This window comes from Streptomyces sp. HP-A2021, assembly GCF_022807935.1.
Taxonomy (GTDB): Bacteria; Actinomycetota; Actinomycetes; order Streptomycetales; family Streptomycetaceae; genus Streptomyces; species Streptomyces afghaniensis.
This window is the reverse complement of the sequence record NZ_CP094344.1, coordinates 7,705,893-7,731,370: the sequence shown is the minus strand read 5'-3', so window position 1 is coordinate 7,731,370 and position 25,478 is coordinate 7,705,893. Positions and strand designations below refer to the sequence as shown.

Annotated in this window: 25 protein-coding genes; 18 read left to right on the top strand and 7 right to left on the bottom strand. The window is 72.5% G+C overall.

From position 1 onward, the window contains the following. The first annotated feature begins 168 nt into the window (after positions 1 to 168). The 3 genes from hmgA to MQE23_RS34920 are packed head-to-tail and all read left to right on the top strand — an operon-like array spanning position 169 to position 3,460. A complete protein-coding gene (hmgA, locus tag MQE23_RS34930; RefSeq protein WP_020275263.1) occupies positions 169 to 1,485 on the top strand; it encodes a homogentisate 1,2-dioxygenase in 1,317 nt (438 codons plus the stop codon). Between the two features lie 26 nt (positions 1,486 to 1,511). Continuing rightward, entirely contained in the window at positions 1,512 to 2,261 is a 750-nt protein-coding gene (locus MQE23_RS34925) for a GntR family transcriptional regulator (protein WP_243381214.1), read from the top strand. Between the two features lie 26 nt (positions 2,262 to 2,287). Next, positions 2,288 to 3,460, top strand: coding sequence for a type ISP restriction/modification enzyme (locus MQE23_RS34920; RefSeq protein ID WP_037671685.1), 1,173 nt, complete (start codon positions 2,288 to 2,290; stop codon positions 3,458 to 3,460). 4 nt (positions 3,461 to 3,464) lie between these two features. Here the strand turns inward: MQE23_RS34920 and MQE23_RS34915 are convergent, their stop codons facing one another. Further along, positions 3,465 to 4,181 (bottom strand): TetR/AcrR family transcriptional regulator, encoded by a 717-nt coding sequence (locus MQE23_RS34915; RefSeq protein ID WP_243381212.1) that lies wholly within the window; start codon positions 4,179 to 4,181, stop codon positions 3,465 to 3,467. Positions 4,182 to 4,244: 63 nt separating this feature from the next. On the opposite strand from MQE23_RS34915, the gene MQE23_RS34910 reads away from it, so the two are divergent. Both MQE23_RS34910 and MQE23_RS34905 read left to right on the top strand, forming a co-directional pair. Further along, on the top strand, positions 4,245 to 5,225 hold the full coding sequence (locus MQE23_RS34910; RefSeq protein ID WP_020275267.1) for an ATP-binding cassette domain-containing protein: 981 nt from the start codon (positions 4,245 to 4,247) through the stop codon (positions 5,223 to 5,225). Beyond that, entirely contained in the window at positions 5,222 to 6,004 is a 783-nt protein-coding gene (locus MQE23_RS34905) for an ABC transporter permease (protein WP_243381211.1), read from the top strand. Before MQE23_RS34910 ends, MQE23_RS34905 begins: the two co-directional genes overlap by 4 nt. Before the next feature lie 182 nt (positions 6,005 to 6,186). Here MQE23_RS34905 and MQE23_RS34900 read toward each other — a convergent pair whose 3' ends face one another. The 3 genes from MQE23_RS34900 to MQE23_RS34890 form a co-directional block, all read right to left on the bottom strand. Next, entirely contained in the window at positions 6,187 to 6,453 is a 267-nt protein-coding gene (locus MQE23_RS34900; protein WP_037671693.1) for a hypothetical protein, read from the bottom strand. A 126-nt stretch (positions 6,454 to 6,579) separates the two neighbouring features. Further along, the gene (locus tag MQE23_RS34895; RefSeq protein WP_020275270.1) at positions 6,580 to 7,392 is read right to left on the bottom strand and encodes an anti-sigma factor; all 813 of its coding nucleotides are present in this window, start codon (positions 7,390 to 7,392) and stop codon (positions 6,580 to 6,582) included. Next, the gene (locus MQE23_RS34890; RefSeq protein ID WP_010046179.1) at positions 7,389 to 7,931 is read right to left on the bottom strand and encodes a sigma-70 family RNA polymerase sigma factor; all 543 of its coding nucleotides are present in this window, start codon (positions 7,929 to 7,931) and stop codon (positions 7,389 to 7,391) included. Before MQE23_RS34890 ends, MQE23_RS34895 begins: the two co-directional genes overlap by 4 nt. 227 nt (positions 7,932 to 8,158) lie before the next feature. Here MQE23_RS34890 and MQE23_RS34885 point away from each other — a divergent pair, with 227 nt between their 5' ends. The 4 genes from MQE23_RS34885 (at position 8,159) to MQE23_RS34870 (ending at position 15,049) form a co-directional block, all read left to right on the top strand. Beyond that, the gene (locus MQE23_RS34885; RefSeq protein ID WP_037671695.1) at positions 8,159 to 9,709 is read left to right on the top strand and encodes a DUF4331 domain-containing protein; all 1,551 of its coding nucleotides are present in this window, start codon (positions 8,159 to 8,161) and stop codon (positions 9,707 to 9,709) included. A 108-nt stretch (positions 9,710 to 9,817) separates the two neighbouring features. Continuing rightward, positions 9,818 to 11,704 (top strand): tetratricopeptide repeat protein, encoded by a 1,887-nt coding sequence (locus MQE23_RS34880; RefSeq protein WP_243381209.1) that lies wholly within the window; start codon positions 9,818 to 9,820, stop codon positions 11,702 to 11,704. Next, a complete protein-coding gene (locus MQE23_RS34875) occupies positions 11,701 to 13,320 on the top strand; it encodes a nickel transporter (RefSeq protein WP_243381208.1) in 1,620 nt (539 codons plus the stop codon). The genes MQE23_RS34880 and MQE23_RS34875 overlap by 4 nt, the downstream gene beginning before the upstream one ends. 79 nt (positions 13,321 to 13,399) lie before the next feature. Continuing rightward, a complete protein-coding gene (locus MQE23_RS34870; RefSeq protein ID WP_243381206.1) occupies positions 13,400 to 15,049 on the top strand; it encodes a serine/threonine-protein kinase in 1,650 nt (549 codons plus the stop codon). Positions 15,050 to 15,053: 4 nt separating this feature from the next. Here MQE23_RS34870 and MQE23_RS34865 read toward each other — a convergent pair whose 3' ends face one another. Then, positions 15,054 to 15,860, bottom strand: a complete 807-nt coding sequence (locus MQE23_RS34865) for an SGNH/GDSL hydrolase family protein (protein WP_020275275.1) — start codon at positions 15,858 to 15,860, stop codon at positions 15,054 to 15,056. Positions 15,861 to 16,196: 336 nt separating this feature from the next. Between MQE23_RS34865 and MQE23_RS34860 the strand changes: the two genes are divergently transcribed. The 6 genes from MQE23_RS34860 to MQE23_RS34835 all read left to right on the top strand — a co-directional run bounded on the left by MQE23_RS34860 (position 16,197) and on the right by MQE23_RS34835 (position 22,464). After that, positions 16,197 to 17,405: a S8 family peptidase gene (locus tag MQE23_RS34860; RefSeq protein ID WP_243381204.1), complete on the top strand. Its 1,209-nt coding sequence runs from the start codon at positions 16,197 to 16,199 to the stop codon at positions 17,403 to 17,405. A 480-nt stretch (positions 17,406 to 17,885) separates the two neighbouring features. Then, positions 17,886 to 18,707 (top strand): glycosyltransferase family 2 protein, encoded by an 822-nt coding sequence (locus tag MQE23_RS34855; protein WP_243381202.1) that lies wholly within the window; start codon positions 17,886 to 17,888, stop codon positions 18,705 to 18,707. Next, positions 18,704 to 19,693 (top strand): glycosyltransferase family 2 protein, encoded by a 990-nt coding sequence (locus tag MQE23_RS34850; protein ID WP_020274838.1) that lies wholly within the window; start codon positions 18,704 to 18,706, stop codon positions 19,691 to 19,693. Before MQE23_RS34855 ends, MQE23_RS34850 begins: the two co-directional genes overlap by 4 nt. After that, positions 19,686 to 20,486 carry a polysaccharide deacetylase family protein gene (locus tag MQE23_RS34845; protein WP_020274839.1) on the top strand — a complete coding sequence of 267 codons (801 nt, stop codon included), beginning with the start codon at positions 19,686 to 19,688 and terminating at the stop codon, positions 20,484 to 20,486. Before MQE23_RS34850 ends, MQE23_RS34845 begins: the two co-directional genes overlap by 8 nt. A 76-nt stretch (positions 20,487 to 20,562) precedes the next feature. After that, complete coding sequence (locus tag MQE23_RS34840) at positions 20,563 to 21,657, top strand: DUF5925 domain-containing protein (protein ID WP_020274840.1); 1,095 nt, start codon at positions 20,563 to 20,565, stop codon at positions 21,655 to 21,657. Between the two features lie 33 nt (positions 21,658 to 21,690). Then, positions 21,691 to 22,464: a DUF72 domain-containing protein gene (locus MQE23_RS34835; RefSeq protein WP_020274841.1), complete on the top strand. Its 774-nt coding sequence runs from the start codon at positions 21,691 to 21,693 to the stop codon at positions 22,462 to 22,464. A 10-nt stretch (positions 22,465 to 22,474) separates the two neighbouring features. Here the strand turns inward: MQE23_RS34835 and MQE23_RS34830 are convergent, their stop codons facing one another. Then, complete coding sequence (locus MQE23_RS34830; RefSeq protein ID WP_020274842.1) at positions 22,475 to 22,843, bottom strand: GntR family transcriptional regulator; 369 nt, start codon at positions 22,841 to 22,843, stop codon at positions 22,475 to 22,477. A gap of 71 nt (positions 22,844 to 22,914) precedes the next feature. Between MQE23_RS34830 and MQE23_RS34825 the strand changes: the two genes are divergently transcribed. Both MQE23_RS34825 and MQE23_RS34820 read left to right on the top strand, forming a co-directional pair. Next, positions 22,915 to 23,841 (top strand): GNAT family N-acetyltransferase, encoded by a 927-nt coding sequence (locus MQE23_RS34825; RefSeq protein ID WP_020274843.1) that lies wholly within the window; start codon positions 22,915 to 22,917, stop codon positions 23,839 to 23,841. Beyond that, entirely contained in the window at positions 23,822 to 24,322 is a 501-nt protein-coding gene (locus tag MQE23_RS34820) for a DUF402 domain-containing protein (RefSeq protein WP_037671251.1), read from the top strand. The genes MQE23_RS34825 and MQE23_RS34820 overlap by 20 nt, the downstream gene beginning before the upstream one ends. Here the strand turns inward: MQE23_RS34820 and MQE23_RS34815 are convergent. After that, positions 24,281 to 24,952, bottom strand: coding sequence for a class I SAM-dependent methyltransferase (locus MQE23_RS34815; protein ID WP_020274845.1), 672 nt, complete (start codon positions 24,950 to 24,952; stop codon positions 24,281 to 24,283). The genes MQE23_RS34820 and MQE23_RS34815 overlap by 42 nt on opposite strands. Positions 24,953 to 25,091: 139 nt before the next feature. Here MQE23_RS34815 and MQE23_RS43555 point away from each other — a divergent pair, with 139 nt between their 5' ends. Continuing rightward, on the top strand, positions 25,092 to 25,226 hold the full coding sequence (locus MQE23_RS43555; RefSeq protein WP_020274846.1) for a hypothetical protein: 135 nt from the start codon (positions 25,092 to 25,094) through the stop codon (positions 25,224 to 25,226). The last annotated feature ends 252 nt before the right edge of the window (positions 25,227 to 25,478 follow it).

Genomic DNA, 25,478 nt, shown 5'->3' with positions numbered 1-25,478 from the left:
GAACAGGCGTCCGGGCCGGCGGATCGTCCTGGAGTCGGGTTCCCCTCCTCCCTCAAGAGGAGGTCCGACAGGCCGCGCGTCCCTCTTGCGCCGGGGAAATCGCAATCCTACGGTGTCGCATAGGAATCGGGTGGTACGCAGGAATCGGACCGCAAGGGAGCAGCGATCATGGGCGCGGACGCGCGGAAGACCGCCGAAGGGCTGACCTACCTCTCCGGCTTCGGCAACGAGCACAGCTCCGAGGCCGTCCCCGGCGCACTGCCGGAGGGCCGCAACTCCCCCCAGCGGGCCCCGCTCGGGCTGTACGCGGAACAGCTGAGCGGTACGGCCTTCACCGAGCCCCGGGCCCACAACCGCCGCTCGTGGCTGTACCGGATCCGCCCGTCGGCCGCGCACCCCGCGTTCACCCGCATGCACAACGGCTCGATCCGCACCGCCCCCTTCACCCAGACCGTGCCCGACCCCAACCGCCTGCGCTGGAACCCCCTCCCCGACCCGGGGCCGGAAACCGACTTCCTGGCCGGCCTGTGGACCCTGGGCGGCAACGGTGACGCCACCCAGCGCACCGGCATCGCCGTCCACCTCTACACCGCCAACACCTCGATGGACCGGGTGTTCAGCGACGCCGACGGCGAGCTGCTGATCGTCCCGGAGCGCGGCGGGCTGCTGCTGCGCACGGAGTTCGGGCTGCTCCATGTGGAGCCGGGACATGTGGCGCTGATTCCGCGTGGTGTCCGCTTCCGTGTAGAGCTGCTCGACGAGTCCGCCCGCGGCTATGTGTGCGAGAACTACGGCGCGCCCTTCCGCCTCCCGGACCTGGGCCCGATCGGCGCGAACGGCCTCGCCAACCCCCGGGACTTCCGCGCCCCGGTCGCCGCGTACGAGGACGTCGAAGGCCCGGTGGAGGTGGTGAACAAGTTCTGCGGCAACCTCTGGACGGCCACCTACGACCACTCCCCGCTCGATGTCGTCGCCTGGCACGGCAACCATGTGCCGTACGTCTACGACCTGCGCCGTTTCAATGTGCTCGGCACCATTACGTACGACCACCCGGACCCGTCGATCTTCACGGTGCTGACGTCCCCGTCGGACACTCCGGGGCTGGCCGGCGTCGACTTCGTGGTGTTCGCCCCGCGCTGGCTGGTGGGTGAGGACACGTTCCGGCCGCCGTACTTCCACCGGAACGTGATGACCGAGTACATGGGCCTGATCGAGGGCGCGTACGACGCGAAGGCGGAGGGCTTCGTGCCGGGCGGCGGCTCGCTGCACAACATGATGTCGGCGCACGGCCCGGACCGGGAGACCTTCGACCGGGCGAGCGCCGCCGAGCTGAGGCCCCAGAAGATCGATGACGGCCTGGCGTTCATGTTCGAGACGCGCTGGCCGATCGCCCTCACCCCGCAGGCGGCCCGCGCCGAACACCTCCAGCAGCGCTACGACGACGTCTGGCAGGGCCTGGAACGGCACTTCCGTCCCTTGCACTGAACATCTCCGACCGGTACGGATGGCCCGTGACCTCCTTCGCTCCGGACTCGATCGTCCTGAACCGCAAGCTGCCGCTCTGGTACCAGGTGTCGCAGTCGCTGCGCGCCTCGATCCTCGGCCGCTCGCCCCAGGACCCGCTGCGCCTGCCCACCGAGGAGCAGCTGGCCGGCCACTACGGCGTGAGCGTGCTGACCATGCGCCAGGCGCTGAAGGAGCTGGAGGACGAGGGGCTCATCACGCGCCACCGCCGGCGCGGCACCTTCATCGAGCCGCACGCGCGCCGGGGTTCCCCGGTCCGGCTGCTCGGCTCGGTGGACGCGATCGTGGCCCAGCAGTCCGGCATGACGACCGAGCTGCTGGACCACGGCACGGCCCCGGTGCCCGCCGAACTCGCCGAGTTCTTCCCGGATCTGCCCGAGGTGGCGACGTACCACCGGCTGCGCAGCGACGAGAAGACCGGCGAGCCGACCAACCACGCCCGCAACTACGTGCGTCCCGAACTGGCCGCGCGCATGGACCTGGACGACCTGGTCCGGTGGCCCATGACCAAGGTGCTGCGGGACGTCGTCGGGGCGGACATCAGCCGCATCACGGACACGGTGGAGGCCCGTCTGGCCGACCCGGAGACCGCGAAACTGCTCCAAGTCCCGCTGCTCAGCCCGATCCTGCACTACACGGGCATCACGTACGACGCCGGCGGGCGGCCTCTGGACGTGGCCGTCATCCAGTACCGGGGGGACCGCTTCTCCTTCACGGTGACCCTGGAGGCGACCTGACCCGGGTGCCGGAGCCACACCGTACGATGCCCTGCGTGACGCACGACGACGCTCCGCTGCTGGCGGACCTCATGCCGTGGTCCGTCGCACCGCCGCGGCTCGGCCGGGGGTGGCCGGCGGGACCCGACGCGGCGTCCCTGAAGGCCCGCTGGGACGCCCTGATGAAGGCCGAGGGACCCGACCGCGAGACCCTGTTCGAGCCGACCCGCTCGCGCACGCCGCACACGGCGGTCGGCCAGTTGCCCGGCCAGGCGGGCAGCGGCACGCAGAAGCTGGCGCGCGCCTCGGGGCCCTGCCCGGAGCCGGTGCGCGTGCTGTGCGCCCCCTTCGACGAGCAGTGGCTGATCCCCGACCAGCGGCTGATCGACGCGGCCCGCCCGGAGCTGTGGCGGGTGGCGGACGAACGGCAGGTCTTCGTGCTGGAGGCGCCCGAGGCCCCCGGGAGTGCCCGCGAAGTCCCGCGCCTGCTCGTCACCTCACTGCTCCCGCTGCTCCGCCCCGGCCGGATCCGCCCGCTGTTCCGGCGGCCGGACGGGCAGGAGCCGAACCTGGCTCCCGGCCTGCTGGAGCACCTGGGCACCCGTCTGGGCAGTGTGCCCACGCCGCTGGACGTGCTGGCGTGGATCACGGCGACAGCGCGCCCGGACCTCTCCGTCCCGCTCACCGGGGACACCGACGCCTGGGCGCGGGGTCTGGAGCTGGGCCACCGGCTGCTGTGGCTGATGCGCCGCGACGGCGAACGCCCCAAGCTGCCCGGCGGCCGCCGCCCCTACGTCCGCGCCCCGCTGCCCTCCCGCCCCCTTGCCCTGCGCTACGACCGGGACGAGGAGGCCCTGCTGCTGGACGAGGGCCGCATCTCCCCGGTGCCGCCGGAGGCCTGGGACTTCGAGGTGGGCGGGGTGCGCGTCCTGGAGCAGTGGTTCACGGCGCGCGTCGCCGAGGCCGAGCCGGGCACGCTCGCCGCGATCCGCCCCGCGACCTGGCCCCAGCCCTGGACGTCGGAGTTGCTGGAACTGATCACGGTCCTGGCCCTGCTGGCCGAACTGCGCCCCTTGGAGGAGCCTGAGGTCCCCGACCCGGTCACGGCGACGGAGCTGCGCGAGGCCGGCGTCCTCCCGGCGCCGGCGTCGGCCCGCCGCCCGGCCTCGGTACTGGACGGCCCCGAGGAGGGCCCGGAGGGGCAGCTGGCGCTGCTGTAGCGCGTCAGCGCAGGTCGGGGTCGTAGGCGTCCAGGACGCGTTCGAGGGCCCGTCTGAACACCGACTCCAGATCGACGGGCCCGCTCTGCTCCATGAAGGCCGCGGCCAGCCGCGGATACGCGCCGGTGGCCACCTGGCTGCCCAGATAGGCCATCCGGACCGCGTTCTCCTCCTCCACGGACCACGGCATGGACCGCGTGCGCTCGACGGTCGCGATGTCGTTCGCGGTGTACGTGGTCACGACGCCGTTGAGCAGCGCGATCAGCTCCGTCTTCGTGCCGGCCGGGACGTCGAGCGGTTCGAGGCAGGCCAGGCAGTGCTCCAGGTAGCGCAGGGAGTTGGGGCCGAAGGCGAACACCCCTGGCATCAGGCGCGGCACCCAGGTGTGACGGCGCATGATGGCGCGTGTCTCCTCCGCGTTGCGGAGCATGTCGGCGCGCCAGTCGCCCGTGGGCTCGAACATCTCGTGCTCGGCACCGATGGCGTCGATCATCAGCTCGTACAGGTCCTCCTTGCGGGGGACGTAGTTGTACAGCGACATCGTGCCGCAGCCCAGTTCCGCCGCGACGTGCCGCATGGACACCGCGTCCAGCCCCTCCGCGTCGGCGATCCGCACCGCCGCCGCCGCGATGTCGGCGCGGGTGAACGCCGGTTTCGGCCCACGGCCGGTGCGCTCGGGGCGCGCCCAGATCACTTCGGGTACGGCAGCTCGGCCCGCCATCGATCATCACCTCGGCCACCATCCTAGTTACGTACAGCGTACGTAGTGCGCTATGGTCATGCCATGACTTCTACGTACGCTGTACTTAGTGAGGGTCTGGAGAAGCGGTTCGGGGCGGTCCGTGCCCTGCGCGGGCTGGATCTCGCGGTGGCCGAGGGGACGGTCTGCGGGGTCCTCGGGCCGAACGGGGCGGGCAAGACGACGGCCGTACGGCTGCTGACCACGCTGCTGCGGCCGGACGCGGGCTCGGCCCGGGTCGCCGGGCACGACCTCGTCCGGGAGGCCGCCGCCGTCCGGCGCCGGATCAGTGTCACCGGGCAGGACACGTCGATCGACGGGGATCTCACCGGACGGCAGAACCTGCTGCTGTTCGGCCGGCTGCACCGGGTGCGCGGCCCGGCCGGCCGGACCGTGGAACTCCTCGACCGCTTCGGGCTGGCCGAGGCCGCCGACCGGCCCGCCGCCACCTACTCCGGGGGCATGCGGCGCCGGCTGGACCTGGCGGCGAGCCTGATCCGGCGCCCCGAGGTGCTGTTCCTGGACGAGCCGACGACCGGCCTCGACCCGGCCAGCCGCAACCTCATCTGGGACGCGGTGCGCGAGCTGACCACCGAGGGCACGACCGTGCTCCTCACCACCCAGTACCTGGAGGAGGCCGACCAACTCGCCGACGACATCGCCCTGGTCGACCGCGGCCGGGTCGCGCACACCGGGTCGCCGGCGCAGCTCAAGGCGCTCGTCGGGGCGCACGCCGAGGTCGTCGTGACGGACGCGGACGCGCTGACGAAGGCGGCGGCCGTCCTCGACCGGCTCACGGGCGCCCAGCCGTCGCTCGACCCTGAGCGGAACACCGTCGGCGCGGTCAGCAAGGACCCGACGCTCACCCTCCCGCTGCTCGTGCGCACCTTGGACTCGGCGGGCGTGCCGCTGCTCGACGTGAGCCTGCGGCCCCCGACCCTCGACGACGTCTTCCTGCGCCTCACGGACACCACGACCACGGCCACGACCGCCACCACGACCGACGACAGGGAGCGTGCCGCATGAGCATGCTGGCGTACGACGGAACCGCGATGCTGGGCCGCCAGCTGCTGCGCATGCGGAACAACCCGGGGCTGCTGATCCTCACCCAGACGATGCCGGTCAGCATGCTGCTGTTCTTCGGCTACGTCTTCAGCAGCGCGCTGGCGATGCCGGGCGAGGCCTACCGGTCGTTCCTGGTGCCGGGCCTGCTGGTGGCGACCGCCGCGGGCGGGATCATGACCGGCATGTTCCAGGCGGCCCAGGACACGCACCGGGGCGTGACGGACCGCTTCCGTACGCTGCCGATGAGCCGGGCGGCCGTACCGCTGGGGCAGGCCGCCGCGGACGTGGTGGTCACGGCCGCGGGGACGGTGCCGTTCCTGCTGGTGGGGCTCGCGGTGGGCTGGCGGGTCGAGGGCGGCCTGCTCGAAGCGGTGGGAGCCGTCGCGCTGTTGATGCTGTTCCGCTTCGCCTGCGTCTGGGCCGGGATCTTCCTCGGCCTGCTCACCCGGAACGAGGAGGCGGCCGGTCAGCTGGGCGGGGCGACGTTCCTGCTGCCGCTGCTGTCCAGCGCGTACATCCCGACGAGCGGGCTGCCGGGCTGGCTGCGGACGGTCGCCGAGTGGAATCCGATCAGCGCGGTGGCGACGGCGTTGCGGGACCTCTTCGGCAACGCGTCGGTGCCCGACGGAGCGGCCTGGCCGGTGGCCCACCCCGTCGCGGGGTCGCTGCTGTGGTGCGCCGTGCTGCTCGGGGTGTTCGTGCCGCTGGCCGTGCGTCAGTACGCGCACGGGGAGCGGTGAAGGGGCGGCCGGAACACCGGAACCGGACGACGCCCCCGGTCACTGCCGGGCGGGGATGCGGCATCGACTGGGGGCGGGCCGCGCTCGGGTACACACCTGGCGCTGCTGCGTGCCGTGGGGATGACGGACGACGAGTGCGCAGCGTTGCACCAGGGGCGGTGTGACCGCCCGAGCGCGGGCCCCTACTTGCCGCCGAACAGCGAGCGGCGCAGCCGGCGCAGCGGTGCGAAGAGCGAGACGCGGCGCACGCGCGCTCCCCTGCCACTGCGGTCGTGCGGCTGACGCGCGGTCAGTTCACGCATCAGAGAGGTCGCCTCGACCGTCTCCCGCTGCGGGACGGCAGGGCCACCCAGCACCGAGAGGTGGCGGTCGAGGCGCGAACTGGTCGCGCTGCTCCCGCAGGTGATCGCAGGGACCCTGGCCCTGCTGCGCACTGTTATCTGTTCCATGTCACTCCCCACCCGTACGAGTCCACCCGGCCCGGGCAGGTTAACCCTATCGCCCCGTCCGGGCACTCGTGTATCGCGGTCACAGGATTCACCTTCCCCATAAGGGGGTTGACGATGTATCCCCGATTACTCTCCGAATCCAACAGATTTCAGGGCGAGTTGGACGATGGGCTGGGTGGTGGGCTGCGGCGATCCCCCGGACGGCTCGACGGTTACGGCCAGTGACGTCGCGGAGGTGCCCAGATCGGTCGCGACCAGGGGCGTGTCGCCCTCGAAGAGGCCCAGGGAGCGTGGTTGCGCGCCCGGGCGCATGAGCCACAACTGGTGCACTCGGCCGCCCGGCGGGGCACCGTATCCGCCGAGGGTGACCACCGCGCTCCCCTCCGAGGCGGAAGCGATCACTCCGATCGTTCGGCCCCGCCCGTCCCGGCCGCTGCTCGCACGGGCGTCCGGAGCCGCGAGAACGTGGGCGATCTCACGTGACCGGTCCCGCTCGGCGGTCAGCTGATCCTGGGTCCGGTTCGCCTGCACCGCGAACAGCGAGGCGACGACGAGGGCCGCGGCGGCGGTGGCCGTGGCGAAGGGCACGAACAGCGGCATCCGGCGACGCTGCCGCGGCGGCGGCTGGGTGCCCCACACGTGCGGCGGCAGCTGCGGCGCCCGCACCCGTGCCGGCTCGCGTGCCGCGCTCTGCGGCGCCGGGTCCTGCGGAGTCGTCCGTACGGCGGCCATGACCCGGTCGCGCAGGGCGGCGGGGGCCGGCGCGGCCGCGGACCAGGCGAGCCGGACGGCGTCCTCGGACAGGGCGCGCACCTCGGCGGCGCAGCGGCCGCAGTCCCTCAGGTGCCTCTCGAAGCGGACCCGCTCCGGGGGTTCCAGGGCGTCGAGCGCGTAGGGCGCGGCGAGCGAGTGCGGGTCCTCGCGGCGGAAGAGACTCATGCCACGCCTCCCAGGCACTCGCGCATCCGGGTCAGCCCGTCGCGCATCCGCGTCTTGACGGTGCCCAGCGGCAGGGAGAGCCGCTCGGCCACCTCACGGTAGGTGTAGCCCTCGTAGTAGGCGAGGGTGACGGACTGGCGCTGGAGTTCGGTGAGACGGTCCAGGCAGACGCGTACCCACTCGCGTTCGAGTCCCGCCTCGACCTCCTCGGTGACCTGGTCGAAGGCCGGGTGGTGGGCGCGCCAGGCCTCCCGTTGCTCCCGCTCGCCGGCCGCGCGGGCGCTGCGCACCCGGTCGACGGCACGGCGGTGGGCGAGGGTGAGGATCCACGACATCGCGCTGCCCCGCCCCGGGTCGAACTTCGCCGCCGAGCGCCACAGTTCGAGCAGCACCTCCTGAGCCACCTCCTCCGACTGGGCGGGGTCGCGCACCACACGCCGTACGAGCCCGAACACCGGGCCGGACACCAGCCCGTACAAGTCCTCGAAGGCCTTCTGGTCGCCGCCCGCCACCAGCAGCAGCAGCTCGTCCGCCTCCACTCGGTCCCCCTCTCCCAGGCCGCATGGAGCCTGTCCCCTCATACGAGGCATTCGCAACGCACACACCTCCGGATGGGGTTACGGATCAGCGCGCCGAAAACGCGGGTCGCCCGGAGATGAAACAACTTTCCCGACGCGCCGTAAGAACGTTTGAGATTCGACCAATCCGCTTCGCCGACCGCTCCGAATGGCGTGTGTCAGGCAAGTTGGCACTGAGGACGGACGGCATGACACCTTTCTCCAGGACCGGCGTGACCGGTGCGACCGGTGCGGGACGCAGGAGCATCGCGACCGCGATCTGTGGTGCGCTGGCCGCCGGTGGGCTCGCAGCCGCCGGTGTGACCGCGCTGGAACCCGAGGCGGCCTCCGCCTCCAGTCACCGCGAGGCCCCGCTGATCTCGGGGACCCCGCAGTACGACAACACCGACGTGTACGCGTTCGTCAGCCCGGACAAGCCGGACACGACGACCATCGTCGCGAACTGGATCCCCTTCGAGGAACCGGCCGGCGGGCCCAACTTCTTCACCTTCGCCGAGGACGCCCAGTACGACCTGCGCATCGACAGCAACGGTGACGCGCAGGAAGACCTGCTCTTCCGGTACACGTTCAAGACCCACACGAAGAACGACAAGACGTTCCTCTACAACACGGGCCCGGTCGAGAGCCTCGACGACCCCGACCTCAACATCACGCAGACGTACGACCTCGAACTGATCAAGCTGAAGAACCTGAAGGCCGTGTCGAAGACCAAGGTCGCCGACGACGTGCCGGTGGCGCCGTCGAACGTCGGCAAGGCGTCGATGCCGGACTACAACACGCTGCGCAAGCAGGCGATCCACAAGCTCGCCGGGGGCGCCCAGACGTTCGCCGGGCAGGCCGACGACCCGTTCTTCCTGGACCTCAGGGTCTTCGACCTGCTGTACGGCGGGAACCTCTCCGAGGTCGGCAACGACACCCTCAAGGGCTACAACGTCAACTCGATCGCCCTGCAGGTCCCCAACAGCTTCATCACCGAGTCCCACGAGCAGCCGGTCGTCGGCATCTGGTCGACGACGCAGCGCAAGAACGCCCAGGGCTACTTCGCGCAGGTCTCGCGCCTCGGCAACCCGCTGGTGAACGAGGTCGTCAACCCGCTGAAGGACAAGGACACGTTCAACGCGTCCGCGCCCCGGGACGACGCCCAGTTCCTGAAGAACGTCACCAACCCGGAGCTGCCCAAGCTCATCGAGGGGATCTACAAGATCCCGGCGCCCGACGAGCCGCGCAACGACCTGGTCGACGTGTTCCTCAAGGGCGTCAAGGACCTCAACCAGCCGCCGCACGTGACGCCGTCGGAGCAGCTGCGCCTCAACACCTCGATCAAGCCGGCCGCCAAGCCGAAGCGGCTCGGTGTCCTGGACGGCGACAACGCCGGCTTCCCGAACGGCCGCCGCCTCACCGACGACGTGATCGACGCCTCGCTCCAGGTCGTCGAGGGTGAGCTGCTGGGCGCGAAGAACGACCTGGGCGACGCGGTCGACAAGAACGACAAGGACTTCGAGAAGGCCTTCCCGTACGTCGCCCTGCCGACGGAGGGCTCGCGCGGTCCGCTCGCCAAGGGCGTGGACGGCGGCAACGACGTCCGCAGCCAGCTCGGCGACGCGCTCCAGCCGGCCGAGGCGCAGAGCTCGGACGACATGCGCCTGATCGCCGCGTCCGCCGGGGCCGGCGCGGGCGGCATCGTCCTGATCGGCGCGGCCCTCATGTGGTGGCGCCGCATGCGGAACCGGGCGTACTGACCCGCTCCGCTCCCACCGACCGGCGCGGCCCGTCTCCCGTCCCCCACGGCACGGGCCGCGCCTCTGTCCCACCCCCACCGCACCCGCACAGCCGACCGAGGAGAGGCCATGCCTCCGCGTACGACGGACAGCGCACCGGAGAGGCGCGACGACGACCACCCGCGCCCGGACCAGGAGACCGACGGAGAGCGGTCGGCGGGGCGGGGTCAGGGGCACGCCGGCCCGGGCACCGACGCCGGGGCGGACGCGGGACGGGGCGGCGGTCCGGCCGCCGAAGCGGGCGACGGGCTGCGCCCGGCCCCGGTCGACGGGGCAGAAGGCGGGACAGGGGGCGCGCTCGACACCGACCCGGTTCCCGGGGCGGCGGGCACGGGAGGTGCGGACTCCCCCGGCGTGGAGGCGCGCGCCGCGAACGACACCGACACCGGCACCGGCCCGGATACCGAAAGCACGCCCGGCACCCACGACCGTCCCCGCGCCGGGAACGGATCCGCCGCCGAAGGCGAGCCTGACGGGCACGGCGGCTCCGCACCTCGCCCCGAGAACGAGGACGGCGCCGGTGCCGAAAGCGCGTCCCGCCCCCACGCTCCCTCCGAGCGCGACGCCGTCGAGCCGCGCGTGGCCGCGCTGCGGCGGGCCGCTGACGGGGGACGGCGCTGGCGGGCCGTTCATCTGGCGGGATGTGCCGCGCTGTTGGCCGTCGCGCTGACGGGTGGGGCCATCGCCTTCGGGGGCGTGGGGGACGGCCCTGCGGGGGCTGGTGCCGAGGCCGTGTCCGCGGCCGGGGCGCCGCCGGCCGGTGTGCTGGCCCGGGGCGATCTCGACTCGGGGATCGATTCCCTGCAGAAGCATCTCCGCGCCCAGCCCAGGGACTTCGGCAGCTGGGCCACCCTCGGGACCGCCTACGTCGAACAGGCCCGGACGAACGGCGACCCCTCGCGCTACCCGCAGGCCGAGCGCGCGCTGAAGCGGTCCCTGGAGCTGGACCCCGGCAACGACCAGGCTCTCGCCGGCCGTGCCGCCCTCGCCGCCGCCCGGCACGACTTCACCGGCGCGCTGCAGGACGCCGACCGGGCCCTGAAGCAGAACCCCTACAACGAACGCGCCCTGTGCACGCGTATCGACGCCCTCGTCGAGCTCGGTCGGTACGCGGACGCCGCCGAGGCCGCCCGCACCGCCGACGACAGGCGCCCGGGGGTGCCCGTCTTCACGCGGTACGCGTACGTCAAGGAGCTGCGCGGCGACGTCCGTACGGCGCGTGACGTGCTGGAGCACGCCCTGGAGGCCGCCGACGCGCCCGGCGACATCGCGTACGTCGCCACCGCCCTCGGGCAGCTCGCCTGGAACCAGGGCGAGTACAAGACGGCCCTCGGCCACTACGCCCGCGCCCTCGCCGCCGACGAGGACTACCTTCCCGCCCTGGAGGGCCGCGCCCGCGCCCAGGCCGCGAGCGGCGACCGGGCCGCCGCCGTCGAGGGACTGGAGCAGGTCGTCGCCCGCTTCCCGCTGCCCGGCCCGCTCGTCGCCCTCGGCGAGCTGTACGAGGACCGCGGCGCCGACGGCGACCGGGCGAAGGCCGGCGACCAGTACGCCCTCGTCGACGCCTGGACGTCCCTCGCCCGCGCGGGCGGTGTCAACGCCGACCTCGACTCGGCCATGGCCGCCGCCGACCACGGCGACAAGAAGGAGGCCCTGCGCGCCGCCCGCGCCGAGTGGAACCGCCGGCACAGCGTCCACACCGCCGACGCCCTCGCCTGGGCCCTGCACGTCAACGGCCGCGACGAGGAAGCCCTGCCGTACGCCCGCCGCGCCACCGCCACCGGCTACCGCAACGCCGGCTTCCTCTACCACCGGGGCGTCATCGAGCGCGCCACCGGGAACGACCGCGAGGCCCGCGACCACCTGAAGGCCGCGCTCGACCTGAACCCCGGCTTCTCGCCGCTCGGCGCCCGCGAGGCCCGTACCGCGCTCAAGGACCTGGAGGAGGCCCGGTGACCCTGCGCCGCCTGTTCGCGTCCGGCGCCGCCGTCCTCACGGCCGCCTGCGCGCTCACCCTGCTGCCCGCCGGCGCGGCGAGCGCCCACCCGCTGGGCAACTTCACCGTCAACCGCTACGACGGTCTGGTCGCGGCCCCCGGGGAACTCCGCGTCCACCACGTCGAGGACCTCGCCGAGATCCCGGCGACCCAGGCGAAACCGGACATCGAGCGGCTGGGCATCACCATGTGGGCCCGCGAGCGGTGCGCCACGGCCGCCGCGGACAGCAGGGTCACCGTCGACGGCCGCGGCACCCCGCTCACCGCCGAGCGCAGTCAGGCGCGCGTGCGGCCCGGGCAGGCGGGGCTCGACACCCTCCGCGTGGAATGCGAACTGACCGCTCCCCTGCCGTCGGACAAGGGGACCGTGTCGCTCGGCTTCCGTGGCGCGGGCGCCTCCTCCGGCCCGGGCTGGCGGGAGATCACGGCGCGGGGCGACCGGATGACGCTCACCGAGTCGGACGTCCCGGAGAAGTCGATATCGGCCGAACTGACCCGCTATCCCGAGGAGTTGCTCTCGTCCCCGGCCGACACCGCGGCCGCCGCCCTGCGCGTGCGCCCCGGCGGTGCGGCCCTGGCCGAGGAGGAGTCGGACGCCCCCGCCGCCTCCGTGCTGCCGCGCGGCGCCGACCGCTGGACGCGGGCCCTGGACGACCTGGTCGCCCGGCACGACCTCACCCCGGCCTTCGCCGCGCTGGCCCTGCTCATCGCCGTCGTCCTGGGCGCGATGCACGCGCTCGCCCCGGGCCACGGCAAGACCATCATGGCCGCGACGGCGGCGGCCAGGGGCGGCCAGGCCCGGATGAAGGACGTCCTGCCGATGGCCGCCTCGGTGACGGTCACCCACACCCTGGGCGTGGTCGCCCTGGGCCTCCTGGTCACGGCCGGTTCGGCGGCTGCCCCCTCGGTGATCGCCTGGCTCGGCGTCGCCAGCGGCCTCCTGGTGACCCTGGCGGGCGCGAGCCTGCTCCGCCGCGCCCTGCGCAACCGCGCGCACACCCACCACCACGGCCCTGGCGGCCACACCCACACACACGACGACGAGAGCCACAGCCACAGCCACAGCCACGCGCACGACCACCGTCACGACCACGACCCCCACGACCACGACCACGACCACGACCACGACCATCACGACCACGACCACCCGCACGACCACAACCGTCCCCACTCCCACCCCCACACGGTCGAGCACACCCACGGCGGGTTCACCCACTCCCACCCCGTCGCCCCCACCCTCCGCGGCACGATCCTCATGGGCTTCGCGGGCGGGCTCGTGCCCAGCCCGTCCGCCGTGGTGGTGCTCGTGGGCGCCGCGGCCCTCGGGCAGGCCTGGTTCGGCCTGCTGCTGGTCGTCGCGTACGGCGTCGGGCTCGCGCTCACCCTGACGGCCGCCGGGTACGCCGTCGTCAAGGCGGGCAGCGGGATGACCCGGCTCCTGGACCGGCGCCCCCGCTGGACGGCGGGCCCGATGGCGGCCCTGGTGCGCCGGGCCGCGCCGCTCGGCTCGGCCTGCGCCGTCGTGGTCCTCGGGGCCGGACTGGTGTTCAAGGGGGCCGCATCCGCACTGGGCTGAGTTACGTTCGTGAGGAAATCCGACGTCATGGGGAAAACAGACCTCGTGGAGATTTCGCCCGGCTGCGAATGGGGGCGCCGTGTCCGAAGAACCGGGCCATGAGCGTGTGATCGCGGGCCGCTACCGGCTCCTGGCACCGCTCGGCGAGGGCGGTATGGGGACGGTGTGGCGCGCCCGCGACGAGGTGCTGCACCGTGAGATCGCTGTCAAGGAGGTGCGCGCCCCGGCGGGGCTCGCGGGCGACGACGTGCAGCGGATGTACGCCCGGCTGGAGCGGGAGGCGTGGGCGGCGGCCCGGGTCTCCAACCGGAACGTGGTCACGGTGTACGACGTGGCGACGGACGAGGGCCGGCCGTGGATCGTCATGGAGCTGGTCCGCGGGCTGAGCCTGGCCGAGGTCCTGGACGCCGAGGGCCCCATGTCGCCCCAGCGTGCCGCGCACATCGGCGCCGAGGTGCTGGCCGCGCTGCGGGCCGCGCACGAGGCCGGGGTGCTGCACCGGGATGTGAAACCGGCCAATGTGCTGATCGCGAACGACGGCCGGATCGTGCTCACCGACTTCGGGATCGCCATGGTCGAGGGCAGCTCCGCGCTGACCATGACCGGGGAGGTCATCGGCTCGCCCGAGTTCCTCGCCCCGGAGCGGGCCCTCGGCCGCACCCCGGGCCCGGAGTCCGACCTGTGGTCGCTCGGCGTGCTGCTGTACGCGGCGGTCGAGGGTCACTCGCCGTTCCGTCACGACACCCCGCTGAGCACGCTGCGCGCGATCGTCGACGAGGAGCTGCCACCCCCGTACCGGGCGGGTCCGCTCGCCCCGGTCATCGAGGGGCTGCTGCGCAAGGATCCCGCGCAGCGGCTGCCGGCCGAGCAGGCCGAGCAGGACCTGCGGGTCATCGGGGCGGGCGGCTCGCCGCGCGCCGACACCGTACGGGCCGTCCCGTTCCCGCCGACGCTCGCGGGCCGTCCCGAGCCTTCGCCCACGCCCCCGATGCCCTTCCCGGGGCAGCCGGTGCCGTCCGGCTCGGGGGCGACGACGACGGCCACCCGACAGGACCGCGACCGCCGGGCCGGCCGGGTGCTGGTCGCGGGCGTGGTCGCGCTGGCGCTCGCGGTGGGCGGGCTGACGTACGCGCTGCTGAACCGCGGGGACGGCGACGGGAACGGCGGCCGGGGTGCCGGGGCGAGTACGCCCGCCGAGACCAAGGGCCCGCCGCAGAACACCGGGAGCGGGAAGTCCAGTCCTTCCCCGACGCCGAGCGAGAGCGAGAGCGAGGAGAGCAGTCCGCCTCCGCAGTCGGTGCGGGTCGGTCTCGACGGCACGCGCACGGACTACACGGGCCCGTGTCCGCCGCCGGGCGCCCGGGCGCCGAGGTTCACGGCGACGTTCACGGTGGGGCGGCTGCCGGCCGAGGTGAGCTACCGCTGGGTGACGCAGGACGGGTCGGTGCTCGACGGTGGCTGGAAGACGCTGTCGTTCCCGGAGAGCGGCGGCCGTACGCGGCAGGACGCGGTGACCGTGACGACCGAGGCGGAGAGCGGGACGTTCGAGAACGAGATCGGTGTCGAGGTGCGGGAGCCGGTGCGCACGACGTCCGAGTCGGTGCCGTTCTCGATCACCTGCGAGACGGAGACCCCGACGGGCGGGGCCTCCCCTTCTCCTTCGGACACGGGGTCGGACACGGGTTCCGACTCGGGATCGGACACGGGGTCGGACACGGATTCCGGCTGAGCGGTCAGTCGTTGGCGTTGAGCACCGGCAGATAACCGCCCGACTGGCCGGGCGCCTTCGGGTGGTACGACTCGCCGATGTTGAGCCAGTTGACGCTGTGCAGCCAGGAGTCGCCGGAGCAGATCTCGTGGCCGGTGAAGGTGCCGCGTACGTCGCCGAAGGTGAAGCCGTGGTTCGCGGCGCGCTTGGCGATGGCGGTGTTGAGGTGGTCGGAGGCGTCGTTGATGGCCTTGCGCTTGGTCTCGGAGAGGCCGAGGCAGGTGGTGCCGAGCTTGTAGAAGCGGGGGTAGCCGAGGACGACGACGTGGGCATTGGGGGCCTTGGAGCGGATCGCAGAGTACACGCTGTCGAGCTTGCCGGGCAGCGTGGAGTCGACGTACGCGCGTGCGGTGTTGATGCGGGAGACGCAGGCGCTGTCGGACTGGGTCACACAGGTCGTCATGACGTCGGCGAATCCGGCGTCGTTGCCGCCGACGCTGAGGGAGACGAGGGCGGTGGCGCTGCTCAGCGGGCCGAGCTGTCCGGACAGAACATCACCCGTTCGGGCGCCGGAGCAGGCCGTGAAGTCGAACGTCGAGGGTGAATGGGCGGCGGCCCAGAGGTAGGGGTAGGCCTTCGTGCTGCGCTTGCAGTCGCCGCTGGAGCTGATGTAGCTGCCGGCGCCCACTCCGGAGGAGTAGGAATCACCGAGCGCTGCATAGCCGCCAGTTGCGGCGAGTGAGGACGCCTGCGCCGTGGCGGCCCCGGTGAGGGCGGTGCCGGCGGCGAGGAGGAGCGAGCTCACGAAGACGACAAGTCGGGAACGTCTCATGGAACCTCCCTTAGCAGGATCTCTGCCACAACCGTCGTAGCAGCTACGCGTGTTGACAGGAAGTGTCCATGCCAAGTCTTTTGGGTCGTTTGCGGGGCGCACACGGCGCATTCACCTCACGTTTTGTTACGCCCCGGGCATCCTTTGTTACGTGCCCATGACAGATTTGTTGACTAGTGCTCAACTCTCTTGTTCTACGCCGGTAGTTGGTCGACGCTTTACTCCGGCCCAGAGCGGAACGCGACGCTCCCGGCCGTGTGCGCGAGCACGCGCACATCCCCCACATGACGCGCGCCCCACCCAGGCGCGCGCCGCCTAGAGGAGGCATCCCTCGTAATGGCACAACTGCGTAGCAAGAGACTCGGGTTCGCCGCGATCACCCTGTCGGCGACCGCCGCCCTCGTGGGCGGGCTCACCGCCCTCCCCGCCCAGGCCGCCGCTCCCGCCGAGGGCCGGGTGCTCGCCGCGGACTCCCCCGCCGCGATCAAGGACAGCTACATCGTCACGCTCGACAAGAGCGCGGGCCTGAAGGCGTCCTCGGCCGCGGGCAAGGACCTCGTCGAGGAGTACGGCGGGTCCGTGCGCAAGACGTTCGGCAAGGCACTGAACGGCTACTCCGCCACCCTGTCCGCCACCGAGGCCAGGCGCCTCGCCGCCGACCCGGCGGTGGCCTCGGTCGAGCAGAACCAGCGCGTCGGGCTCGCCGCCACCCAGAACAACGCCCCCTGGGGTCTGGACCGCATCGACCAGACCTCGCTCCCGCTCTCCGGCACCTACACCTACCCGGACAGCGCGGGCAGCGGCGTGACGGTCTATGTGATCGACACCGGTGTGCGCATCACCCACCAGCAGATCAGCGGCCGCGCCGCACACGGTTACGACGCCGTCGACGGCGACAACAACGCCTCCGACGGCAACGGCCACGGCACCCACGTGGCCACCACGATCGCGGGTTCGACCTACGGCGTCGCCAAAAAGGCGAAGATCGTGGGTGTGCGGGTGCTGAACAACAGCGGCTCCGGCACCACCGCGGGCGTGATCGCGGGCATCGACTGGGTGACGCAGAACCACTCCGGCCCCTCGGTCGCCAACATGTCGCTCGGCGGCGGCGCCTCCGCCGCCCTGGACACGGCGGTCCGCAACTCCATAGCCAGCGGTGTCACGTACGCCGTCGCCGCGGGCAACAGCAGCACCACCGCCTCCTCGTCCTCCCCGGCCCGGGTCGCCGAGGCGATCACCGTCGGCGCCACCACCAGCACCGACGCCAAGGCGAGCTACTCCAACTACGGCTCGGCCCTGGACATCTTCGCGCCCGGCTCCTCCATCACGGCCGGCTGGCACACCAGCGACACCGCGACCAACACCATCTCCGGCACCTCGATGGCGACCCCGCACGTCGCGGGCGCGGCGGCGGTCTACCTGGCGGGCCACACCTCCTCCACCCCGGCCCAGGTCGCCTCGGCCCTGACCGGCGGCGCCACCACCGGCAAGGTGACCAGCGCGGGTTCGGGCTCGCCGAACCGGCTGCTGAAGCTCGTGCCGTAACCGGCGCGGACTCCGGCACCTGAACAACCGTTCCCCTCAGGCGGGTCGAGCCTGAGGGGAACGATTGTTTCCGCCACCGGAACCTTTCAACTTGCGCCCCGCAAAACGCATCCCGTAACGACCAAACCAACAAAAACGTGAGGGGCCGTTCCAGGTCTTGCCATACGGGTTCAATCGTCAATACCGTCATACATCTCACCCGCATCGGTCCGTCAGCACGCGGCTCTAGGGGAGGGCTCAAGGACCGCGACGTACCGGCGCGGGGCGCGGTAGGGGGGTGCCGTGCTCGGTGACCGCAACTGTCTCCGGGCCGTGCCGCGCGGTCGGCTGCCGTTTTCCGCTGTCGGCCAGCTTTGCCAGCTCACCCGGCGTGCCCGAAGCTCCATCTCGGCGTGCCACGGGTGAGAACCCCCCTTTCGAACCGGACTGGATCCGGACTGCCCTGGGGGGGCGGTCCACCGGACGAGAGGGACCAGACTCATGAGCTCAGTTCTGCAGCCGGCCGCGGCGGAGCAGCATCCGCCGACCGCCGGGAAGTACCGGCCCGTCTCCTCTCACCTGGCCATAGCGCCGCCGGTGAGCGTGGTCATCCCGGCCATGAACGAGGCGGAGAACCTTCCGTACGTCTTCAAGACCCTGCCCGACTGGATCCACGAAGTGGTCCTGGTCGACGGCAACTCCACCGACGACACCGTCCAGGTGGCCCGCGAGCTGTGGCCCGAGGTCAAGGTCGTCGAGCAGCGCGGCAAGGGCAAGGGCGACGCCCTGATCACCGGGTTCCAGGCGTGCACCGGCGACATCATCGTGATGATCGACGCGGACGGCTCGGCGGACGGCAACGAGATCGTGTCGTACGTCTCCGCCCTGGTCTCCGGCGCGGACTTCGCCAAGGGCTCCCGCTTCGCCAACGGCGGCGGCACGGACGACATGACCTTCATCCGCAAGCTCGGCAACTGGGCGCTGTGCACGGTCGTCAACCGCAAGTTCGGCGCCCGCTACACCGACCTGTGCTACGGCTACAACGCGTTCTGGCGGCACTGCCTCGACAAGATCGACCTGGACTGCACCGGCTTCGAGGTCGAGACCCTGATGAACATCCGGGTCGTCAAGGCCGGGCTCAAGGTGCAGGAGATCCCCAGCTACGAGTACCTGCGCATCCACGGCACCAGCAATCTGCGGGCCGTGCGCGACGGGCTGCGCGTGCTCAGGGTGATCCTCCAGGAGCGTTCCAACCGCCGGGCGCTGCGCCGCCGTTCGCCCCAGTCGCCGATGCTCGACCCGGTCCGGGGAGAGGTGTCTTGAGCGGTCCCGGCATCTCCGTCGTGATCTGCGCGTACACCGAGGACCGCTGGGAGGACATCCTCGCGGCGGTCTCCTCGGTGCGGGCGCAGTCACGGCCCGCCCTGGAGACACTGCTGGTCGTCGACCACAACCAGGCCCTTCTGGACCGTCTCGGCAAGGAGTACAAGGAAGTCGACGACGTGCGGGTGCTCGCCAACGCGGGCCCCCGCGGTCTGTCCGCCGGCCGCAACACCGGGATCGCGGCCGCGCGCGGCGAGATCGTCGCCTTCCTCGACGACGACGCCGTGGCCGAGCGCGACTGGCTCCTGCACTTCGCCGAGGCGTACGCCGACCCGCGCGTGCTGGCGGTCGGCGGGCGCACGGAGCCGGTCTGGGCGTCGGGACGGCGGCCGGCCTGGTTCCCCGAGGAGTTCGACTGGGTGGTGGGCTGCACCTACCGGGGCCTGCCGCGCGGCCGGGTCCGGGTGCGCAACGTGCTCGGCGGCAACGCCTCGTTCCGCCGGAGTGCCTTCGACGCGGCGGGCGGCTTCGCCACCGGCATCGGCCGGGACGGCGACAAACGCCCGCTGGGCTGCGAGGAGACGGAACTGTGCATCCGTCTCAGCCGGGCCCGGCCCGACGCGGTGCTGCTGATCGACGACCGGGCGGTGATCCACCACCGGGTGCCCGAGGCCCGTGAGCACTTCCGCTACTTCCGTACGCGCACGTACGCCGAGGGCCTGTCCAAGGCCCTGGTGGCCCGCAGCGTCGGCGCCGGCAAGGGACTGGAGTCCGAACGCCGGTACGCCACCCGGGTCCTGCCGGCCGGGGTGGCCCGGGGACTGCGGGACGCCCTGCTGGCCCGGCCGGGCGGTGCCGGGCGGGCGGGGGCCATCGTCGCCGGGGTGCTGACGGCGGCGGGCGGATACGTGGTGGGCAGCGTGCGGGCCCGCAGGGGCGGGACCACGTTCTCGGTGCCCGAGGTGGAGGTGGCGGTCCGTGAGTGACGTCCGCGTACCGATCCTCATGTACCACGCGGTCGCGACCGACCCGAACGACGCGACCCGCGCCCTGTCCGTGACCCCCGAGGCGTTCGCCGAGCAGATGGCGGTGCTCGCCGAGCGGGGTCTCAGCCCCGTCACCACCGCCGAGCTGGCGGCGTGCTGGCGCTCCGGCCGCGCGCTGCCCGAGCGGCCGGTCCTCATCACGTTCGACGACGGCTACGAGGGCGTGCACCGGCACGCCCTGCCCGTGCTCGCCAAGCACGGCTTCCCGGCCACCCTGTTCGTCTCGACCGGGTGGATCCGGGGGCCGTACGACACCGGCGGCGGTCTGGACACCATGCTGGACTGGGGCCAGGTCCGCGAGCTCGCGGCGGCCGGTGTCGAGATCGGCGGGCACAGCCACAGCCACCCGCAGCTCGACCAGGTCTCCGACGCCACGCTGCGGTTCGAGCTGATCCACTGCAAGGAGATCGTCGCGGACCAACTGGGCGCCGTCCCGGTCTCGTTCGCCTATCCCTACGGCTACTCCAGCCGCCGGGTCCGGCAGGCGGTACACGAGACGGGGTACGCCCAGGCCCTCGCCGTCGGCAACGGCCTCGCGCGCCGCGCGCAGGGGCCGTACGCCCTGCGGCGCGTGACGGTGCGCCGCAGCACGGGCACCGACGAGTTCGAGCGGCTGGTCGAAGGCCGTGCGATCGGCCGTACGTTCGCCCGGGACCGTGCGCTGACCAAGGGGTACGCCGTGGTCCGCAGGACACGCCAGGCACGCCGGCTGGTGTCCCGCCTCGGGGCTTGACCCGCACCTGCGAAAACGCCGCGTGTGCACCGGGAAACCGGGTGCACGCGGCGCCCTCGTGCCGGATCATGGCGGCATGTCTGGAAACCCGCACGAGGCGCTGCCGATCCGGCTCAACGTCGACGACTCCGACTCCCCGTCCGATGTCGTCGACGCGCTGTTCCTCGGCCGCTTCGCGACGGGCGAGCAGCCGTACTCCCACGCGGTGAACATCGACCGCGTACGGTCCGGGGCGACGCTGATGCCGCCCGGCGCCCGGGTCCTGCGTGCCGCCCGGGACGACGACCGCAGCGCGACCCTCGCCGAGGGCGACGGCTGGACCCTGCTGATCTCCCGCTGGAACCGGGGCGCCGACGTCACGGTGACGGCGACCAGCGCCGAGCTGGCGAAGAAGGTCCTGGACCAGGCCACGGACGGCGCGGCGGACGAACCCGAACCGCAGCCGGAGAACGTCACGATGGGCTTCTGGTACGTCTCCCCGCGCCGCGGCCCGCACCGCACCACGCGCCAGATCGCGGCGGGCACCTGGGACGAGGTCCGGCCCAACTACACGGCGCCGGTGGCGGACGCCATGGACCGTCTGATGAAGACGACCCCCGAGGACATCTCGGGCCGCCTTCTCCTCCTGCACGGTCCGCCGGGCACCGGCAAGACGTCCGCCCTGCGCACCCTCGCGCGTTCCTGGCGGGACTGGTGCCAGGTGGACTGCGTCCTGGACCCCGAGCGGCTGTTCAGTGACGTCGGCTATCTGATGGACATCGCGATCGGCGAGGAGGACGCGGCGGGCAAGGGCCGCTGGCGGCTGCTGCTCCTGGAGGACTGCGACGAGCTGATCCGCGGCGAGGCCAAGCACACGGCGGGCCAGGCGCTGTCGCGGCTGCTGAACCTGACGGACGGACTGCTCGGCCAGGGCCGCAACGTCCTGGTCGGGGTCACGACCAACGAGGACCTGGAGCGTCTGCACCCCGCCGTCGTCCGGCCCGGCCGCTGTCTGGCCCGGATCGAGGTGGGCCCGCTGACCCGCGCGGAGGCGGTGAGCTGGCTGGGCCGCGAAGAGGGCATCGGCCGCGAGGGCGCCACACTGGCCGAGCTGTACGCGCTGCGCCGGGGCACGTCCCCGACGGCCCTGCCGGAGCCGCGCGGGGATGCCGACGCGGGGCTGTATCTGTAGGAGGTCCCCGCGCGCCGGTGTTTTCATGGGTCTATGACCCTGTTCGTCGGCACGTCCGGGTGGCAGTACAAGGACTGGCGGGACGTCCTGTACCCGTCCGGGCTGCCGATGCGGCTCTGGCTGGAGGAGTACGCGGGGCACTTCGCCACCGTCGAGATCAACAACGCCTTCTACCGGCTGCCGGCCCGGGAGACGTTCGAGGACTGGCGCGGCCGCGTGCCCGCGGACTTCGTCGTCGCGGTCAAGGCGAGCCGCTATCTGACCCACATCAAACGGCTCAAGGACCCCGAGGAGCCGGTCGACCGCCTGATGAGCCACGCGGCGGGCCTCGGTGACCGGCTCGGCCCGGTGCTGCTCCAGCTCCCGCCCAACCTGCGCGCCGACCCGGGCCTCCTGGACGCCTGCCTCGCCTGCTTCCCCGCCTCGACCCGCGTCGCGGTCGAGCCCCGCCACGACTCGTGGTGGACGCCTCAGGTCCGCAGGGTCCTGGAGTCCCGGCGCGCGGCCCTGTGCTGGGCCGACGTCCTGGCCCGCCCCGCGACGCCGCTGTGGCGCACCACCGACTGGGGCTACGTCCGCTTCCACCAGGGCCGGGCCCGGCCCTGGCCGCACTACGGCCGCCGCTCGCTGGCCACCTGGCTCGACCGCATCGCCACGACCTGGCCCGGCGGCGAGGACGTCTACGCGTACTTCAACAACGACCCGGGGGGCGCGGCGGTGGAGGACGCGATGACGTTCGCGCGGCTGGGGAGGCCGGCGGGCCTGGAGATCACCCGGACACCCGACCGTCTGGCGCGGGCCGGCTGACCATGCCGCCCTACTCCCCCTGAGCCGCCCGCAGGGCATCCCGTACCGCGGCGAGCGCCGCGTCCTCCCCCTGCCCGAGCCTTCGGGCCCGCTCCACGTACGCCTGGGCCGCGACCGCCAGCTCCCGGTCAGCCGCCGAGCCGGCGGCGGCCACGAACGTGCCGTGCCGCCCCCGGGTCTCGATCACGCCGTCCGCCTCCAGCGCCCGGTACGCCTTGGCGACCGTGTTCGCGGCGAGCCCCAGGGACTCGGCCAGCCCGCGCACGGTCGGCAGCCGGTACCCCACCGGCAGCTCACCCGACCGCGCCTGCTCGGAGATCCGCGCCCGCACCTGCTCGTACGGCGGCGCACTGTCGTCGATGTCGATCTTCAAGGTCACAGGCCGATTGTCCCGTACCCGACGGAAAATGGGAGGCACCCCTGGCGCGCTCCCGCGTAGCGTGCGCCTCCATGACCGTGATCGTGCGCGACCTGCGACCCGACGTCCGAGCCGACGCCGAGGGGTTCTCCCACACCCGCCGCCTCGCCCTGCCCTACATGCTGTCCACCCCCGAGTCCGTGGTGCACACCCTGACCCACGCCCACCCGGACGCCCACTTCGGGCAACTCGTCGCCGAGGAGGACGGCGAGATCATCGGCACGGCCCAGATCAGCGTCGCCCACGAGAGCCCGGAACCCGGCCAGGGCTCCGCCAACATCTACGTACGCCCCGACCGCAGGCAGCGCGGCGCCGGTTCGCTGCTGCTGCGCACCGCCGAGGAGCGCCTGGCGGGGCTGGGCGTGCGGAAGCTGTTCGCCTGGGTGCTGGACGAGCCGGACAACCTGGCCTTCGCCGAGCGGCACGGCTTCCGGGCCAGCCGTTCCGCCTACTTCATGCGCCTGGACCTGGCAGCCGGCACGCTGCCGCCCCGCCAGGACCCACCGGCGGGCGTCGAGCTGCGCACGGCCGCCGACTACGCGGACGACCCGCGTCCGATGTTCGAACTGGACGCGGAGACGGTGTCGGACGAACCGAGCGACATCGAGGCCGAGTTCACGGACTACGAGGCCTGGCTGGAACAGAACTGGAAGCACCCGCTGCTCGACCGCGAGCTGACCACGGTCGCGGTCGTCGACGGCCGCCCCGCCGCCTTCAGCGTGGCGCACACGGACGGCAGCCGCTACGGCACCGCCATGACCGGCACCGCCCGGGCGTTCCGCGGCCGCGGCCTGGCGAAGCTCGCCAAGAACGACTCCCTGCACCGGGCCCGCGCCGCCGGGTACACGGAGGCGTTCACCGGAAACGACACCGGCAACGAGCCGATGATCGCCATCAACAAGTGGTTCGGCTACGAGATCTGTGCGAAGGAAGTGCGCTATGTCCGCGAACTCGGCTGACCGGTCCGGTCAGGTCGACGTCGTGCTCGTCAAGGCGGGCCGTACGAAGATCCGCTACGCCGGAGAGCTCCTGACGGACGACGGCACCCGCGTCGCGGTCCGCGCCCCCTGGGCGGGCAGCGGCGTCCGCGACTTCGGCTTCGTCCGCTTCGAACCCGGGGACGTCTTCACGGAGTACTACTGGCGTGACCGCTGGTACGCGGTGAAGGAGGTCCGCTCCGCCACGGGCGCGCTGAAGGGCTGGTACTGCGACGTCACCCGCCCCGCCGCACGCTCCGGCCCGGAGCTGGTCGTGGAGGACCTCGACCTGGACCTGTGGGTCTCCGCGGACGGCACGGACGTACGACGCCTGGACGAGGACGAGTTCGCCGACAGCGGCCTCGCCGAGTCGGACCCCGGGGCAGCACGAGCCGCCCTGGCCGCCCTCGACGAACTGGAGTCACTCGCCCGCGGCGACGGCTTCACCGCGCTCCTGGCCTGAAGCCCCGCGCACGGCCACCACCGCGTACCGCTCGTCGGTCACCTCCCCGCCCCACAGCAGCGGATCGCCGGACAGCCGCTCCACGCTCACCCGTCCGGCGATCGGCGCGAGGAGACCGGTGAGCCGTTGCGCCGGTATCCCGACCGGCTCGACCGTCCCCCACACGCCCTCGACCAGCACGAGCCGCCCTCCCGGCCGCAGCAGCCCGGCCCAGTGCCGCAGGGCCCGGCCGGGGTCGGGCAGGGCCCACAGGACGTGCCGTACGAGCACGGCGTCGAAGCGCTGCTCCCCGACCGGCGGTGCCGCCGCGTCACCGACGAGGAACACCGCGTCACGCCCGGCCAGTTTCCGCCTGGCGAGCGCCACCATCGCCGGGGAGAGATCCACGCCCGTCACCCGGTGCCCCTGCTCGGACGCGAGGAGCGACAGACTGCCGGTGCCGCAGCCGAGATCGAGGACGTCCCCCGGCCGCCCGGGCAGCCAGGAGCGCAGCCGCGCGGCCCAGGCCCGGCGCACCTCCGGGTCGCGCAGGCCGTGGTCCGGTTCCTCGTCGAAGGAGGCCGCCCGCGCGTCCCAGTCCACGTCGGCGCCGGTGTTCGCCGAGGTCATGCCGTCACTGTCGTTCGCCATGGGCCCAAGAGTGACACCCGCCACTGACACTCGAATCGTGACAGCCGCCACTGACAGACCAGGAGCGATGAGGAACTCTCCCCCGAAAGGTCTACCTCCGTGAGAACGCGGAACCCGGTAGACCCTTAAGGAGGCAGCCATGCGCCGTGTGACCGTGCAGAAGCCCCTGAAGAAGACGGACGTCCGCCGGGCCCGCGAGGAGGCCGACGAGCGCCCGGCGGGACGCCCGGAAGTCCGCAAGGACGTCGCACGCACGTGGTGGCCGGACGCCTGAGCGGCCGGTACCGACCATGAGACGCACGCGTCAGAGCAGCCGCTTGCGGCAGTGCCCGCGGTCGTAGGGCCCGTCCGGTCGTCGCTCCACCAAGGCCGGTCACGGGCTCGCCCGTCACCTACCTGATGCCAGTCTGAGCGCTCCCTTAACGCGGCCATAAGGATCTCCCTCACCCGCCCTCAGCAGGCGATTTCACGGTTCTCAGGGGCTAGCTTCGGATCACCCCACGGGATCCGGCCCACTCGGGCCCGG

Bases quoted from the DNA above. Each gene is read 5' to 3' on its own strand.
- hmgA (WP_020275263.1), top strand. From the start codon at position 169: ATGGGCGCGGACGCGCGGAAGACCGCCGAAGGGCTGACCTACCTCTCC.
- MQE23_RS34920 (WP_037671685.1), top strand. From the start codon at position 2,288: ATGCCCTGCGTGACGCACGACGACGCTCCGCTGCTGGCGGACCTCATG.
- MQE23_RS34915 (WP_243381212.1), bottom strand. From the start codon at position 4,181: ATGGCGGGCCGAGCTGCCGTACCCGAAGTGATCTGGGCGCGCCCCGAG.
- MQE23_RS34910 (WP_020275267.1), top strand. From the start codon at position 4,245: ATGACTTCTACGTACGCTGTACTTAGTGAGGGTCTGGAGAAGCGGTTC.
- MQE23_RS34905 (WP_243381211.1), top strand. From the start codon at position 5,222: ATGAGCATGCTGGCGTACGACGGAACCGCGATGCTGGGCCGCCAGCTG.
- MQE23_RS34900 (WP_037671693.1), bottom strand. From the start codon at position 6,453: ATGGAACAGATAACAGTGCGCAGCAGGGCCAGGGTCCCTGCGATCACC.
- MQE23_RS34895 (WP_020275270.1), bottom strand. From the start codon at position 7,392: ATGAGTCTCTTCCGCCGCGAGGACCCGCACTCGCTCGCCGCGCCCTAC.
- MQE23_RS34885 (WP_037671695.1), top strand. From the start codon at position 8,159: ATGACACCTTTCTCCAGGACCGGCGTGACCGGTGCGACCGGTGCGGGA.
- MQE23_RS34880 (WP_243381209.1), top strand. From the start codon at position 9,818: ATGCCTCCGCGTACGACGGACAGCGCACCGGAGAGGCGCGACGACGAC.
- MQE23_RS34865 (WP_020275275.1), bottom strand. From the start codon at position 15,860: ATGAGACGTTCCCGACTTGTCGTCTTCGTGAGCTCGCTCCTCCTCGCC.
- MQE23_RS34860 (WP_243381204.1), top strand. From the start codon at position 16,197: ATGGCACAACTGCGTAGCAAGAGACTCGGGTTCGCCGCGATCACCCTG.
- MQE23_RS34855 (WP_243381202.1), top strand. From the start codon at position 17,886: ATGAGCTCAGTTCTGCAGCCGGCCGCGGCGGAGCAGCATCCGCCGACC.
- MQE23_RS34840 (WP_020274840.1), top strand. From the start codon at position 20,563: ATGTCTGGAAACCCGCACGAGGCGCTGCCGATCCGGCTCAACGTCGAC.
- MQE23_RS34835 (WP_020274841.1), top strand. From the start codon at position 21,691: ATGACCCTGTTCGTCGGCACGTCCGGGTGGCAGTACAAGGACTGGCGG.
- MQE23_RS34825 (WP_020274843.1), top strand. From the start codon at position 22,915: ATGACCGTGATCGTGCGCGACCTGCGACCCGACGTCCGAGCCGACGCC.
- MQE23_RS34820 (WP_037671251.1), top strand. From the start codon at position 23,822: ATGTCCGCGAACTCGGCTGACCGGTCCGGTCAGGTCGACGTCGTGCTC.
- MQE23_RS34815 (WP_020274845.1), bottom strand. From the start codon at position 24,952: ATGGCGAACGACAGTGACGGCATGACCTCGGCGAACACCGGCGCCGAC.
- MQE23_RS43555 (WP_020274846.1), top strand. From the start codon at position 25,092: ATGCGCCGTGTGACCGTGCAGAAGCCCCTGAAGAAGACGGACGTCCGC.